Source organism: Helicobacter magdeburgensis, assembly GCF_000765825.2.
In the GTDB taxonomy this organism is placed as follows: domain Bacteria; phylum Campylobacterota; class Campylobacteria; order Campylobacterales; family Helicobacteraceae; genus Helicobacter_C; species Helicobacter_C magdeburgensis.
The window spans coordinates 55,072-70,781 of the sequence record NZ_JRPE02000005.1 but is presented as its reverse complement, the minus strand read 5'-3'; the positions used below and the strand labels follow the sequence as shown (position 1 = coordinate 70,781).

Sequence of the window (15,710 nt, the reverse complement as noted above, 5' to 3'; positions counted from 1 at the left end):
ATTTGGCTCACCCTACTATTTAAGGGCGAATTTTCTCACCGCAGCTTCAATCTCAACGGGATTTGATTTAGAGATAAATTCATCAGCATCAAGGGAACGAGCCATATCTTCATTACTACTTCCGCTCATTGATGAATTGACAACGATAGGCAAATGTGCAGTAGCAGGATTGCTTTTGACTTGTTTGATAACTTCAAATCCGCTTGCTTCAGGCATTTCAAGGTCTGTGATAATCATACCGATTGAGTTGATGTCTGTCGTTGGCGAGAAAAGATAATCAAGCAAGTGTTTTCCATTGATAAAATCGTGATGGATAACGCCAAGTTTATTAAGGATAAGTTGCATTGTGCGTAGCACCGTTGGGCTATCATCAGCAAGGAGTATGCTTTTTGTCGTATCCACTTGAGAGATTTTAGCAATGCCTTCCTCTTTGTCTTTTTCAATCCACGGGAAAACATCAATCAGCATTTTTTCAATATCCACCACCTGCACTAGGCGTCCATCAAAATATCTTGTGCGGCTCACAAGCTTACCATTATGCCCGCCACCGCCGACACCGACACCTTGCTCAATCTCTGTCCATTTTTTGTTTAAGATTCTATCCGCTTCGTAGATTCTTACCCCAATTGTCCAGCGTGAAAACTCACAAATCATAATAATATCTTCTTCCCCCGGTTCCCGCTTTACACCATAATCACGCAGATTCCTAGCCTTATTACTGCTATCATAATAAAACCATTTACGCATATCAATAAGAGGGATTGTCAGCTCACGAATGGTAATAAGCCCTTCAACCAAGCTATTATTCTCGTGTGTAACGACAGTAAGCATTCCACTGTATTTGATAACTTCACGAATCTTAAAGACATTTACCGCATATAAATCTTTACCCTTTTCTAAGCGGAAACAAAGTAGCTGTAATTCATTGTTTTTGTGAAGGCTTGTTACTTGATCGATCTTTGACATACTCGTTTTTGACATAATCACACCTCAAATTTTCAAAAATAGCCAATCATAGCACAATTTCACTAAATCTAACTTTATGTATTCTTGTCTTTAGTGAGTTTTGAGCTAAAACGCACTTTTATGATAAGCACAAGCCAACGCAAGATCCCATACACCACATATCCGCTCATTAGCACACACAAAGTCTCTCGTGGATTCACATACACAATACCAAGCAGTAAAATTACGGCAATAAATGATTTAAAATTCCACTGCATTTTTTTAAAGCTAGGATAGCGGATATTGCTTACCATAAGGATACTGATAATAAAGCTCCCAAGCAACATCACATACCCATAGTTATAATTTTCAATCAATTTATATTCTAAATCAATCAGCACCCACAGCATCACAACAACTGCCGCAGAGGGAATAGGCAGACCAATGAAAAAGTTTGGTTCGCTACTTGTAGTGATATTAAAACGAGCTAGTCGAACCGCCCCAAAGATAACAAAAATTGCCGGAACACACGCTCCTAGCCGCCCATAATCTATGCCGATATAAAAGTAAAGCAGCATTGCTGGAGCTACGCCAAAAGCTACAACATCGGCTAGAGAATCAAACTCCACTCCAAACTTACTTGCCGTGTTTGTAAGCCTTGCTACGCGTCCATCAAGCCCATCAAGAATCATAGAGGCAAGTATCAGCCAACACGCCATTTCAAAATTGCCCTTTGAGGCATAAATCACGCTTAAGATTCCTAAAAAAATACTTCCTGCAGTAAAAAGATTAGGCAGGATAAAAAGTGGATTAAACTTCATAGAAATATCCTAACACACTTTGTGAAGCACTCACTCTATCGCCAATACTCACTTTTAGCTCAATTTCACTCGTATTTTTAGAATCTTGGGAGATAGTGATATGTGTCATTCCAGCTTTCATAAAGCCTATGCGTTCGCCTAGCTCCAAATGACTATAAGCAAAAAGTTCGTGAGAAGAGAAGAAAATAGGGAAAAATTCCATAGAGAATACACAATCCTGTTTGTTTTCAAAACGCATTGTAGCGTTGAGCTGGGCTTGTTTTTGTTTATTGCAGCAAGTGAGAGACAAACCTTTTTTTTGACTGATCTTACCTTCAAAAACATCGCAAGGTGTGCGTATCACGCCCACATCAAGAAAGCTTGTTTCAATCTTAATATGCACTTCATTATTTGTAGAGTAAATATCTCTTACAATACCATCAACTGGCGAGACAAAGGCATTGTTTCCGTGTGTTTGTGGAATCCGCTCCGGATTTCTAAACATAGCAACCCACAAAATGAGACAGACAAGCGACACAAATCCACACAAAGTCCAATCAAACAAAGCACTGATAAGAAATAGGGCAAGAAGCACGCCTGTGCCAAGCCAACCTTGTTTTGCAATGATTTGTGTTGTTGTCATATTCTCTCCTTACTCTTCTTCCTCAATAGGCACAAGACGCGTTTTCAGCTGATTTTCCTTTTCATACTCTTCAATGATCTCTCGCACCCTAGCCCCATCAATCACCTCTTTTTCAAAAAGCTCTTTGACCATATTTTCAATCGCGTCCTTATAATCGCTAAGAAGTTTTTTTACGTGCGTGTAGCGTTCATCAAGTGTGTTTTTGATATGAGTATCAATCTCTTGGGCAAGTTGTTCGCTAAATTCTCTTTGTGCGCCACTACCGCCTAAGAATGTATTACGTTGCTTTTCAAGCACCATAAGTCCGCTTACATCAGTCATTCCATAATAGCTAATCATTGATTTTAAGATTCCAGTTGCTCTCTCCAAGTCGTTACTTGCTCCAGTTGAGATTTCCCCTAGGAATACTTCTTCAGCTGCCCTACCGCCTAAAAGCACATCTACTTCTGCCATAAGCTCGTGCTTTTGCATAAGGTAGCGATTTTCTTCAGGCGTGTGAAGTGTGTAGCCAAGAGCTGCCATACCACGCGGAATGATAGAGACCTTATTCACCCTATCCGCACCTTTTGTCATCTCAGAGACAACAGCGTGTCCGCTCTCGTGGTAAGCTACAATCTTTTTTTCTTTTGGCGAGATTCTGCGAGACTTTTTCTCTAGCCCGGCAATGCCCCGCTCCACCGCTTCTTTAAGATGCTTTTGACTGACTTCTTTCTTATTTTCTCTTCCTGCAAGCAATGCGGCTTCATTAATAATATTTGCTAAATCCGCCCCAGCAAGTCCTGCGGTGAATTTTGCTATCTCGTGTAAATCAACATCTCGTGCCAGAGAAACATTTTTGATATGCACTTTGAGAATCTCAAGTCGCCCTTCAAAATCAGGCTTATCCACAAGCACTTGCCTATCAAATCGCCCCGGACGCAACAATGCAGGATCTAGAATCTCAGGGCGGTTCGTTGCCGCAAGGACAATAACAGGGGCAGATTCAGAGCCAAAGCCGTCCATTTCAGCTAAAAGCTGATTAAGCGTTTGCTCCCTTTCATCATTACCGCCCACCATACTTCCAGCAGCACGGCTTTTACCAATGGCATCAATTTCATCAATAAAAATAATGCTTGGTGCATCTTTTTTTGCCATTTCAAACAAATCCCTTACCCGACTTGCCCCAAGTCCAACAAACATTTCAATAAAGCTACTTCCGCTCATTGAGAAAAATGGCACATTTGCTTCTCCTGCCACAGCTTTGGCTAAAAGTGTTTTCCCAGTCCCCGGAGGTCCTACTAACAGCACCCCGCGTGGAATCTTAGCGCCAACTGCCGCATATCGCTCGGGGTATTTTAGAAAATCTACAATTTCTACCACCTCTTCTTTTGCCTCTGCATTTCCTGCCATATCATCAAAACGCACATTAGGTTTTTCGGCATTCACAAGCTTTTTGGCATTCCCCATACCAAAGATTCCACCGCCCATACTTTTTTGCATACGAGCTGTTAGGAACATCCACAAAGCAAGGATAATAAAAATAGGCAAAAGCATATTTACAAGATCGCCTAAGAAACTCCCCTCACTAAAGCCACTATACTCAACCTTTTTTTCATCTAGCAGTGGCACAAGCCCAAGGTCTGCCACCTTTTTGGTCGTATAAAGTGTGCGTGGTGAAGTGTGTGCTGAATAGGCTTTGATATAAGTCTGTCCAATGCTTACAGAGCCAATCTCACCCTTAGCTATAAGCTCCTTTAGCTCATTGTAGCTAATCTCTTTTGTAACGCTCCCACCGATAAGCTTATCGGTTAGCGACTCGCCATTTGGTGAAAATAGCTTAAATAAAAGTAAAGCAAGAATTACAAAAATTGCAAAAGTAAGAAATGGATTCTGCTTAAAAGGTGGTTTTTTATCATTATTTTCCATATCATTGTCCTTTATATTTTGTTATAGTGTTAGTTTTAAAGCCACCCATTCATCTTGGCAGCGAGATTCTAGCACTTTAAAATCACTAAAAGTCTGCATTATATCAAATTTATATTCATCAAGTATCCCAGAAAGGATTAAAACGCCATTTTTTGCTAATTTTGCCTTGAAATCATTGTGTAAAAGCTTCACAACAAAGGCGATGATATTTGCAGTGATAACATCATAAGTCACCGGAGAATCTTGCGGAGCTTGAGCGATGCTACCTTGCCAAACATCACATAAAGTTGTCTTATTGAGCCTAGCATTTTTGTGTGTTTCTAGCACAGCACTTTCATCAGTATCACACGCATAGACTTTCGCACCAAGTTTGTGAGCGGCTATACTTAAGATTCCACTGCCGCAGCCCACATCAAGCAATGTTTTATTGTGTAAATCAAGTTGGCTAAGAAACTCCAAACACATTGCTGTGCTTGCGTGATGTCCAGAGCCAAAGGCAAGGGCGGGATTGATGATAATTTCGTGTTTAGCTTGTGGGGATCTAGAATCTTTATCTTCATATTGCGATTCACACCACGATGGGCGGATATAGAAGATCCCACTAGAAATGGGCTGTATAGAATCTTGATAGGCTTTTATCCAATCACAATTTGCTTTTTTCTCAATGTGATAACAAAAGCCAACAGATTTGTCAAAAATCGCTGAAAGGTTTAAGGCATAGGTTTGTAAAGATTTAAGGAGACTAGAGATGTCAAAATCATCTGCTAGGCGGATAATAATTTGCGTGGGTTGGGCATTGTCGCTATTGTTTTGAGATAGGGCTTTAGCTTGTGTAATGTTAAAATCATTAAAGCTCTGCCAAGAATCTTCATCATAGCTAATGGCAAATGGATTCGAAGTAGATGAGTTTAAAGCGGAGAAAATATCTAAATGCTCTATCGCACAGGAAGTTTTTTCTATGATAAAGTCGGTGAATTGCTCTAAAAAGTGGCTTGGATGGATAATAATCTCCCAATATGTTTGATGTTCCAAGCCATTCATTAAGACTGAAGCCTAGTCTTCATTCACACCTAGCACGACTTCAAGCTTTTCTTTGAGAACTTGAGGCGTAAATGGTTTTACAATATAGTTATTTACCCCAGCTTTTAAGGCTGTGATAACTTCAGCTTTGCCACCTTCAGTCGTTACCATAATAATGGGAATAGTCGTATATCGCTCATCAGAACGCACTTTCTTAACCAAATCTAATCCATTCATCTCTGGCATATTCCAGTCTGTAATAAGCACCTGTATGCCCTCAGTAGTGTCCATAATCTGCCAAGCTTCCACGCCGTGCTCCGCTTCTAAAATATCCTCATAACCTAAGCGTTGGAGAGTATTTTTTATAATCCGTCTCATCGTAGAGCTATCATCAACAACCAGCAGTTTCAAGTTATCTCCTTCTTTAAATGTGGCTATTATAAATAAGCCGACATTCTAGCATATCTTTATATACAAGTTAGATGAATTCTTGTATTTTTTTCAAAAATCGGCATTTTATCTTAGTCTCTAAAAAATTGCAAGGCTTCTTTTAGGTTTATTTTTCCTTCATAAAATGCCTTGCCTACGATAACACCGCTGATATAAGGACTTTTATCAAGTGTGTGTAGCTCATCTAGCCTTGCAAAACCCCCACTAGCAATGGTATAAATTCCACTACTTTTAGCAATGTTTTCCGTCCAGTCAATATTAATCCCACTCAATGCCCCATCGCGGTTAATATCTGTGCAGATAATAGCTTGGACTTTGCTACCTGCAAACTTTGTTGCTAGAGTTTGTGAATCTAGTGTGCTTTCTTCTACCCAACCTTGTGTGGCAACCTTGCCATTGCGTGAATCAATGCCAACAGCCACAGGGTAAGATTCTGCCATTGTTTTGACAAAATCCCAATTTTCTGTGGCAATAGAGCCTAGAATCACTCTCGCACCCATTTGTGTATAAAGCTTAATACGCGTTTCATCGCGGATTCCACCGCCGACTTGCACTTGCAGTGTGGTAGAAGCAATAATCTTTTCAATATGTGTAAGATTCTTTGGAATCCCAGCCATTGCCCCATCTAAATCCACAATATGCAAAAACTTAGCCCCCATATCTTCAAAGCTTTTAGCAAAGTCCAAAGCCTCTCCATAGACTTTTGCACTTTGCATTTCGCCCTTAAAAAGTCGCACTGCCTTACCATCTTTTAAATCAATCGCAGGATAAATATCAAGTGCCATTCTCACTCCTCATCTGGCTTAATATTGTCATACATCCATTCCGCACACCAACCCACAAACGCAAAAACTAAAAACGCATAACGCGCATTAAAATAATTATCTGAAATGGCTAACACAGAGGTGCAAATAAAGCAAATGATGATATTTAAGACAAGCAAAGCAAAATTCATATATTCATAGAATCCAAACAAGTCTCTATGCTTTATCATCACCCAAATCAGTAGTCCAAAGCCCACAACTAAAGCAAAAATATCAAAATACGCATAAAGGTTATCGCGAAAATAATAGGGTTGCAAGGAAAGGGCAAACAACACAGCAATAACAACATTGACTGAAGGACGCATATCATAAAGCATTTTACCGACTTGATTATGCTGATTTGGGTGTATGCCAAAAATTAAAAATAAGAGTGGGACATAAACAAATAATATATAAGCACAAGCTATCAGCACAATGCGTGGCAAATAATCCACCAAGAGTTCAAAAAAGCCACGATGATAAATACTCCCTTCAATGGCAAACATATCCATAATATCTTCTGTTTGCGTTGTGTGCGTGCTTTTAAGAATTACAAGATAGATAAAGATAATGCTTAGGCTTAGCATAATTACTCTTTGCAATGTACTGCTTGTTTGATACCAACTACTCATAATTACAAACATCCCACTTAGCACAAATCCACAAAGCAGTAAAAAAATGCTTAGACTATCAAAAAACTGATCTTCACGGATAAAAATCAAAAATAAATGTGAAAAAGATTGTGAAAATTGCGAGGTAAAAAGCGTGAGATTTGTAAAAACAAAAAGGGCAAATAAAATCAGTGAAAAAATAACTTTTATGCGTGTATTATTAATCATTTCTATCCTTTAATAGTTTCTTAGAAAATAACCATCTATACCATCGGCAATACCAAGTGCTAGAAGTTTTTGATATTCTTTTTTGGCAATAAGTTTTCCTTCATCCTTATGTGAAGCATAGCCAATTTCAATAAGGACGGAAGGCATTAATGCTCCAGCCAAAACCCAAAAAGGACCTTCTCTTACAGCTCCATCGTGGGTATTATGTGTCTGCCGGACAATATTGAGAATGCCTGATTGAATCTCAATAGCAAGTTTGTGTGAGGCAACAAGATGAAAGCTACTGATGGTATTTAAAAACGACTTTGTAGCAAAATGGCTCATTGTTTCAATATCGCCTTGGTTTTCTGCTTTTGCCACTTGTTCAGCGCGCTCACTTCTAGCAGGAGAGAGAAAGTAAGTCTCCACGCCACTTGGCGTTTTAGGAGAATCTTTTGGCATTGAATTAGCGTGAATAGATATAAATAAATCCGCATTTTTCCCATTGGCAAATTCTGTGCGTTTTCGCAAGTCAATATACACATCACTATTTCGTGTCATATATACGATGTATCCACGATTCTTAAGCTCTTGTGTAAGCAGTTTAGCCACTTCAAGCACGATGACTTTTTCACATATCCCTTCCACGCTCTTTGTGCCACAATCCTTGCCGCCGTGTCCTGCATCGACAACAATTTTTTTTCCAGCCCCAATTTTGCCTTTTTGTTCCTTTGGTGGTTGCGTGTCTTTTGTGGCAATTTCATCGTCTTTTTGTTTGGCTTTATCTTTAGATTCTATTATGGCTTCTGCTTTTGTGCTAGGCTGTTGGGCTTGTGATGGGCTTGTTGGCTTTGGCTGTGTTTTTTTTGAATCTAGGCTTGGCGTGGCTGTGCTAGAGGCACTTTTTGGCTTGATAAAAACATAAAGATTCTCTTTTTCTTTGATGAGTTCATATTGGGATTTTGGCTGTGTGTTGATGACAATCCTTACAATTTTTGGCGTATTTTGTGCCACTTGCAAGGTCGAGTTATCTTTGAAAATAAAACTTCGCTTTGGAATAGTGAGATTTGCTTCAAAATCAACAAAATGCCTATTATCTTGGAGTTTTTTCACTTCCCATTTGAGATTGGCAATATCTTGTGCAAAGACGATTTTAAGATTCCCATCGCCAAAAGGCACCATTTTAACAATACGATGTTCTCCAAACACACATACAGCAATAAGTGCAACAATCACCAGAATCCGCAATATCAAGCCCTAATCTCGCACTAGTTCGGCAATGATTTCTTTTACCGGCTGAATTTTTTGGATTCTATATCCATTCGCCCCTGTAAAGTATAGCCCCTGCTCCCTATCACCCATAAAACCCCGCCCTAGTGAATCTGCTATGCAGTAGCCCACTTTTTTTGCCTCCACACCTCTATGGCAGGGTGAGACGCAGTTGCTGATACAGCGTATTTTTGGTGCATTGCCTTGGGTTAATCTATCAAAGATTCCTGTTTTTACCGCTCTTGCTGGATAGCCAACGGGGGATTTGACAAGCTCAATATCTTCTTTTGTAACTGAAGGCATCAGGTCTCTATATGCCACTGCATCGCATTCCAAAGAGCCAAGCCACCGTGTTCCCATTTGCACACCACTAGCACCCAAAGCCATCATTCTGTCAATATCGCTTCTATCCCAGATTCCACCAGCGGCGATGACAGGGATATTGCCCCATTTTTTTGCCTCATCTACCACTTGGGGCAGGACATTTTCAAGCTGATATTCTTCTTTAAAGCAATCTTCATAGCTAAATCCTTGATGTCCTCCGCTTAATGGTCCTTCTACCACTACTGCATCGGGGATTCTAGCGTATCTATCCATCCAACGCTTACAGATAATTTTTAAAGCCTTAGCTGAAGAGACAATCGGCACAAGAGCGACATCAGGGAAATTTTTTGTAAATTCAGGCATATTTGTGGGAAGTCCAGCACCTGTTACGATGATGTTTGCTCCAGCCTCACACGCATCACGCACCACGCGACCATATTCATTAATAGCATAAAGTATATTTGCCCCAAGTGGATTATTGCCACAGATTTTACGCGCATTTTTGAAAATCTCATTGAGAGCGTGTTTTGAATAAAAATTAATCGCTTCAAATGGTTTGGAATTTGTGATTTTTTCAACAAACTGCATTTTTTGATAATATCCTGTGCCAACAGCACTGATAATGCCAAGTGCTCCTTCTTTAGAGACATTACCAGCTAGTCTATCCCAGCTAATCCCAACGCCCATACCACCTTGAAAAATTGGATACTTAATCGTGTGTTTGCCTATTTTAAGTGGTTGTAATCCCATCACAAATCCTTATTTTATAATCACTTTTGCAAATCGCCTTTTGCCAATTTGAACAATGTATTCCCCAGATGATAGCTTAAGATTTTCATCAGTTATCTTTTCTTTATTGATTTTCACAGCCCCAGCACGAATATCTCGACGCGCTTGAGAGGTGGATTCACAAAGTTGTGCGTAAGTAAGCACTTTAGCTATCCACTCATCTTTTTCACAAGTAAATATGGCTAAATCCGCAGGAATCTCATCTTTGCTAAACACATTGTCAAATTCTATTTTAGCTTTTTTTGCTAAATCAATGTTATGGTAGCGTTGCGTTATTTCTAAAGCAAGTTGTTCTTTAACACTTTTAGGGTGTGCTTTTTGGCTTTCCACTTGTGCTTTAAGCTCTACAACCTCTTGCAAACTAAGAGAAGAGAGCAGCTCATAATACCGCCACATCATCTCATCGCTAATGCTTAGAATCTTGGCATACATTGTATTGGCAGATTCAGTAACGCCGATGTAATTATTGAGCGATTTACTCATTTTATTCACACCATCAAGCCCTTCAAGCAAAGGCATAGTCATCACCGATTGTTCTTTATCTAGTCCATAACTTCTTTGCAAACTTCTGCCTACTAAAAGATTAAACTTTTGATCATTCCCCCCAAGCTCAATATCGCATTCCAACGCCACAGAATCATAACCTTGTAGCAATGGATACATAAATTCCACCATTGAAATGGGCTGATTATTGTTGTAGCGTTTGGTAAAGTCGTCTCGTTCAAGCATACGCGCCACTGAAAACTTTGAAGTTAAATGTATGATTCCACCAGCTCCTAGCTCACTTAGCCATTTTGAGTTAAAGCATACTTCTGTGTATTTGGGATCTAGCACTTTAAAAACCTGCTCTTTGTAGGTAATAGCATTTGCTTCTACCTGCTCTTTGCTTAAAGGTTTTCTTGTCTCACTTTTTCCGCTTGGATCGCCGATAGTCGCGGTAAAATCGCCAATCAAAAACTTCACATCGCCACCATATTTTTGAAAAGTAGCAAGTTTTTGTAAAAGCACTGTGTGTCCTAAGTGTAAATCAGGTGCGGTTGGGTCAAATCCAGCTTTAACGCAAAATCGCTTTCCATTTTTATAGAATCTTTCCACCAAAGTGCGGATATAATCTTCTCCTATAAACTCCACACAGCCCCGCTTTAGCTCCTGCATTGCTTCTGTTATGCTCATTTTGTTCCTTTCTTGAATCTAGATTCTAGCTTGAATACGCATCTTTTAAGTTGCTTAATTCAATGATTTTGTATTTTTTACTTAAAGATTCTTTCAAAGTTTTTGTATCTTGTGTTTTGCTTTCAAAGCAAATTTTGCAATATGAAGCAAATTGGCGATTCAGCACATCATAATCTACACTTACAATATTGCAATCAAGCTTAGCCAATACACCGCAGATATGAGCCAAAGCCCCTTTTTGATTTTCTAGGGCGATGATAAGTTTATAGGTGATTTTTTGCTCATTTGCCCACTGCACGAAAAGCATTTCACTGCCTTGCTCCATTTCATTAATAGCCCTATCGCACATTTTATGGTGGATATAGGCTTTTTGTGCGGTTTTAATAGCCAAAATATCATCGCCATACTTTGGGTGGCAGCAGTAGTCAAACACCACTTCATTGATATTGCGATTAGTATGTAAAATGATATTATCAAAGCTTAGGACTTTAAACTTCAGCATATTAATTTTAATTTTTCCCAAAAAGTTTGCCTCTCGTGCAAAATTGCCCTTAATGCTGTTTTTCACTTCTTTTAAGAATGCCAAATCACTTGCTGCACGATAGATATGTGAATCTAGCTTGTTTTCTTTAAGATAAGTAAGAATTGTCGCCTTTGAGCTATCAAAGATGGTTTGCAGGATATTTAACGCAATTTTTTTATCAATCTCTTTGAGTTTAGCTTGACACTGGATTCTCATATGATTTTTAGCGCGTGAAGTTTTCACCGCATCAATCCAAGTGCAACGCGGAGAGATCTTTTCATTCTCTTCTGCCACTAGGATTCTCACAATATCGCCATTTTTAAGCGGCTGAAGTAAGGAAGCCTTTTGATGATTGATATAGGCTTGTTTAGCTTTGTCGCCTATATCGCTATGCACCGCATAGGCAAAATCAAGTGCGACCGCCCCAACAGGCAAGTTATAAATATCTCCAGCAGGGGAGAATACCACCATATCTTCTTTATACAAGTCGTTTTTTGCCAACTCATAAAACTCTTCAATCGTGTCATTTTGGTATTGCAAGTTATTGAGCCACTCCAAGTTTGGCTCTCGCCCACCGCTTTTATATTTCCAATGTGCGGCTACACCATATTGAGCGGATTTATGCATATCAAAGGTGCGAATCTGCACTTCATAGATACTAGCACCTTCAAAAATAGTTGTGTGGATTGTTTGGTAGCCATTTTCTTTTGGGATAGCAATATAGTCTTTTAAACGCGACACTACAGGCTTTAGTTGCAAATGTAAAAGCCCCAGCACCTTGTAGCATTCCAAGCTTGTAGGCACGATAATCCGCACCGCGAGTAAGTCTAAAATCTCATCAATACTCACGCCCTTGCGTTGCATTTTAAGAAAAATAGAATAATACCTTTTCACGCGACTTTCAATCACAAAGTCCTTTTCAGCAAATCCATTTTGTAATAAAATCGTGGAAACTTTTTGTGTAAATTCATTGAGCCTTAAAGCAATAGATTGATTATTATCTTTGATATACTGCTCTATGTTTTGATATTCTTGCGGGAAGATATAAAAAAAGCTTTTATCTTCTAGCTCACTTTTGAGGGAGGAGATTCCAAGCCTATGGGCGATTGGGGCATATACCATAAGCGTTTCTTCTGCTATGCGTTTTTGCTTACTCGGGGGTAGGGCTTGAAGGGTTAGCATATTGTGCATTCTATCACTTATTTTTATGACTAAGGCACGAATATCTTTGATAGAAGCTAGGAGCATTTTGCGAAAGCTTAGAGCTGAAGCTGCAAGCTTTTCATTCATATTTGAGCTTAACTCTTCATTGCGAATCTCCACAATTTTCGTGAGTGCATCTACTAAATGTCCCACATCCCAGTCAAACTCCCTGCGTATGTCTTCAAGGGAATAGAGTGTGTCTTCTACCACATCGTGGAGCAATGCCGCACACAACATTGTCTCATCGCCTCCATAAAAAGCCACAATACACGCTACACACAGCGGATGAACAACATAAGGCTCACCACTTTTGCGGAGCTGTCCTTGATGAGCGTTAATAGCCAAATCTATGGCTTTTTGCACCTTTGGTGTGATGGCAGTGAGATCATTAAGCTTACTAAGCGCAGATTCTATATCTTTAATCTGTGTGAGTTGGGCAAAAAAGTCCAAAATTACTTCCTATTCTTTATCCTCAATAGAAGTAAATTCTATCTTGCCTTCAGCAATTTCACGCATAGCAATATCAGGGAGTTTGTGTAATTTCACATCCATATCTACAAGGGGTTCTGCACCATTGCCTAATTCTTTTACGCGTTCAAAAATGAGATTAGCTAGTAAGTATCTATCATCTTGTAGTCTTTTTAACGCCCTTGCGGCGATTTGCTCTGTTCGTAATGCTTCCATTGTGTTCCTTATATTTGGGATTTAAAATTGCGGATTGTATCCTTTTTTTATTTTAACTTTGCTTTTATTTGACAATTGAGCATACACCCCTATCAAATTTCAATAAATCAAGCAGATTCCCTTTTTTAAACATATTACACACAAGAATGGGCAGTTTATTGTCTTTAGCAAGAGCAATAGCCGTATCGTCCATTACTTTGATATGATCTCGCAATGCCTCATCATAGCTAATGGATTCTAACATCACCGCATCATCAAATTTATGCGGGTCTTTATCATACACGCCATCAACCTTTGTCGCCTTAATGATGACATCAGCCCCAATCTCTACTGCTCTCAAAGTCGCCGCACTATCAGTTGTAAAGAAGGGATTGCCCGTCCCTGCACCAAAGACAACCACACGCCCTTTTTCTAAATGCCTAATAGCTCGGCGGTAGATATAGCTCTCACACACTTCTTTAATCTCCAAAGCACTTTGCACCCGCACATCTACACCCAAATGCTCCAAAGCTTCTTGCATTGCCACGGCATTTATCACAGTGGCAAGCATACCCATATAATCTCCACTTGTGCGGCGGATAATGCCCCCTTGTGCGGCAGACACACCGCGAATAATATTGCCACCACCGATAACAATGCCTACTTCAATGCCATTATCCACAAGGCTTTTTATCTCACCTGCGATATATTCTAGAATCTTCACATCAATCCCAAATCCGCTATTACCCGATAATGCCTCGCCTGAAAATTTTACTAATACGCGTTTATAGCCCATAGCTAATCCTTTGATTTTAAGTTTGCCATACTACTATAAAAGCTTAAACTATTCTATAATCATTCCCTTACAAACGCCACAAATGGTGAGTTTTGCAAATATGAAAGATTCTAATTTATGCGGTAAGATGTTTTGAATCTAAATTTAAGATTCTACAACGCCATACGAATGCAGTCATAGAGCATATCCATATTTTGCTCTGGGACAAACTCCACACCCATAAATTTGCCCTTAGAGATGATTTCACTTTGCGGTAGCTCTTGGACTATCACAACAAAGGCGACTTTTGGATTAGCGTTTGGCATTTCTTTATAAGTTTTAATGAATCCTAATGCACTGACATTGCCGATTTTCTCATCAATAACAATAATATCTTGCGGATTTTGAGCAAGTGTTTTAAGGGCGTTAAGCGGGTCATTATCCATAGTGATAAGCAGACTAGAATCTATTTTTTCAATTACTTGGCGGTATTTAAGGATATTTACCATTGTTTCACGCACGATTAAAAGCTTTTTGCGATTAGTGTTTTCTAGGTAATGTAGTAGGTCAAAAAGCTCTTTTGATTTGGGTGAGAGTTTGCTCTTATCAAGCCCACGCAGAAAGTAACGCAAAAATGTCTTTGAGCTAAAGCTCCCTTCAATGCGAGAGTTTCTAAAAAAATGTTTAATAACTTGGCTGTATTTTGCCCTGCTCCAAAGTGTTGTGTCAAAGTCATACGCCTTGGTATCAAGCAAAGCGATAAAACGCGTTTTAATATCATCTGTCATTGGTGTATAAACGGCACTAAAAGCCTCAAAATGATCATCTCTAAACCGCTTGAGCCTTGCTGTCTCACTCACAAGAGCATCTTTTTGATTCCCTATGAAGTTTAATAAATCCACATACCGCTTCCGCATTTGTTTGACTTCTTTTTCAATCTCAGCATACTCTTTACTGCCCTTATCATCGCGTTTGCCTAGACTTTTTTCCCCTGCTGCGAGCGTGCTACTTAATGCGTTGGTTTGGGCTTGTGCGTTGGCAAGCGAGCTTTGAATCTCATCAATGTGCGTGATTGTTTTATTATATTCTGTTTGTCTGGCGAGAAAAATCATCTCAAAAGCATAGTTGAGTGCATATTGTGTCTTTTTGTGATAGCTAAGATATTCTTTTGAGAGATGAAGCACCTCTTGTTTAAGCTTTTTAAGCACATCATTTTCAATATTGGCATCCATCGCACATAAGTCATTATATGCAGTGAGTAAAAACCGCCGCATACGGATAAAATCAAGTTTTAAATGCCCCTCTACAAAATCACTATATCCGCTTAGAATCTCATTTTCCCTAGCAAAATATTCTTCAATACACACACGAGCAGGTTTTGTTACAGGAATTTCATCTGGGTCAATGGGTTTGGGCTTTAAGTGGATTTTTGTAACAGCCTTCATCTCAACGACAAATTCTACTTCAACGCCCTTTTTTAGCTCACTTATCTCATCTTCCCAAACATCAAAAGGAAAGTCAAAAACGCGTTTATTAAGGTCTTGTTCTACTTGAGCGTTTTGTGCTTGTGAATCTACATTAATGATTTTTCCATACAGCATCGCATT

The 15,710-nt window shown here is 39.3% G+C and carries 15 protein-coding genes; all 15 read right to left on the bottom strand.

Annotated features, from left to right (window positions below; all coding sequences use genetic code 11):
- Nucleotides 1-15 precede the first annotated feature (15 nt).
- The gene (locus LS74_RS04620) at nt 16-981 is read right to left on the bottom strand and encodes a chemotaxis protein (protein WP_034587132.1); all 966 of its coding nucleotides are present in this window, start codon (nt 979-981) and stop codon (nt 16-18) included.
- 59 nt (nt 982-1,040) lie between these two features.
- Nucleotides 1,041-1,766 (bottom strand): CDP-diacylglycerol--serine O-phosphatidyltransferase, encoded by a 726-nt coding sequence (gene pssA / locus LS74_RS04615; RefSeq protein WP_034587130.1) that lies wholly within the window; start codon nt 1,764-1,766, stop codon nt 1,041-1,043.
- Entirely contained in the window at nt 1,756-2,388 is a 633-nt protein-coding gene (locus LS74_RS04610; protein ID WP_034587128.1) for a phosphatidylserine decarboxylase, read from the bottom strand. Before LS74_RS04610 ends, pssA begins: the two co-directional genes overlap by 11 nt.
- A gap of 9 nt (nt 2,389-2,397) precedes the next feature.
- Nucleotides 2,398-4,293 (bottom strand): ATP-dependent zinc metalloprotease FtsH, encoded by a 1,896-nt coding sequence (gene ftsH / locus LS74_RS04605; RefSeq protein ID WP_138128852.1) that lies wholly within the window; start codon nt 4,291-4,293, stop codon nt 2,398-2,400.
- A 21-nt stretch (nt 4,294-4,314) separates the two neighbouring features.
- Nucleotides 4,315-5,334 (bottom strand): 50S ribosomal protein L11 methyltransferase, encoded by a 1,020-nt coding sequence (locus LS74_RS04600; RefSeq protein ID WP_034586736.1) that lies wholly within the window; start codon nt 5,332-5,334, stop codon nt 4,315-4,317.
- 12 nt (nt 5,335-5,346) lie between these two features.
- Nucleotides 5,347-5,724, bottom strand: coding sequence for a chemotaxis response regulator CheY (locus LS74_RS04595; protein WP_002957161.1), 378 nt, complete (start codon nt 5,722-5,724; stop codon nt 5,347-5,349).
- Between the two features lie 110 nt (nt 5,725-5,834).
- Complete coding sequence (hisA, locus tag LS74_RS04590; protein ID WP_034586733.1) at nt 5,835-6,548, bottom strand: 1-(5-phosphoribosyl)-5-[(5-phosphoribosylamino)methylideneamino]imidazole-4-carboxamide isomerase; 714 nt, start codon at nt 6,546-6,548, stop codon at nt 5,835-5,837.
- 2 nt (nt 6,549-6,550) lie between these two features.
- A complete protein-coding gene (locus LS74_RS04585; protein WP_034586730.1) occupies nt 6,551-7,405 on the bottom strand; it encodes a hypothetical protein in 855 nt (284 codons plus the stop codon).
- Nucleotides 7,406-7,414: 9 nt separating this feature from the next.
- Nucleotides 7,415-8,632: an N-acetylmuramoyl-L-alanine amidase family protein gene (locus LS74_RS04580; protein ID WP_034586728.1), complete on the bottom strand. Its 1,218-nt coding sequence runs from the start codon at nt 8,630-8,632 to the stop codon at nt 7,415-7,417.
- Nucleotides 8,633-8,641: 9 nt separating this feature from the next.
- Nucleotides 8,642-9,727, bottom strand: coding sequence for a nitronate monooxygenase (locus tag LS74_RS04575; protein WP_034586726.1), 1,086 nt, complete (start codon nt 9,725-9,727; stop codon nt 8,642-8,644).
- A gap of 9 nt (nt 9,728-9,736) precedes the next feature.
- A complete protein-coding gene (gene tyrS / locus LS74_RS04570; RefSeq protein WP_034586724.1) occupies nt 9,737-10,939 on the bottom strand; it encodes a tyrosine--tRNA ligase in 1,203 nt (400 codons plus the stop codon).
- A gap of 25 nt (nt 10,940-10,964) precedes the next feature.
- Entirely contained in the window at nt 10,965-13,115 is a 2,151-nt protein-coding gene (locus LS74_RS04565; protein ID WP_034586719.1) for a RelA/SpoT family protein, read from the bottom strand.
- 9 nt (nt 13,116-13,124) lie between these two features.
- Nucleotides 13,125-13,349, bottom strand: coding sequence for a DNA-directed RNA polymerase subunit omega (locus tag LS74_RS04560; protein WP_034586716.1), 225 nt, complete (start codon nt 13,347-13,349; stop codon nt 13,125-13,127).
- A 64-nt stretch (nt 13,350-13,413) separates the two neighbouring features.
- The gene (pyrH, locus tag LS74_RS04555) at nt 13,414-14,124 is read right to left on the bottom strand and encodes a UMP kinase (RefSeq protein ID WP_034586713.1); all 711 of its coding nucleotides are present in this window, start codon (nt 14,122-14,124) and stop codon (nt 13,414-13,416) included.
- A gap of 152 nt (nt 14,125-14,276) precedes the next feature.
- Entirely contained in the window at nt 14,277-15,704 is a 1,428-nt protein-coding gene (locus LS74_RS04550) for a response regulator (RefSeq protein ID WP_034586711.1), read from the bottom strand.
- Between the last annotated feature and the right edge of the window lie 6 nt (nt 15,705-15,710).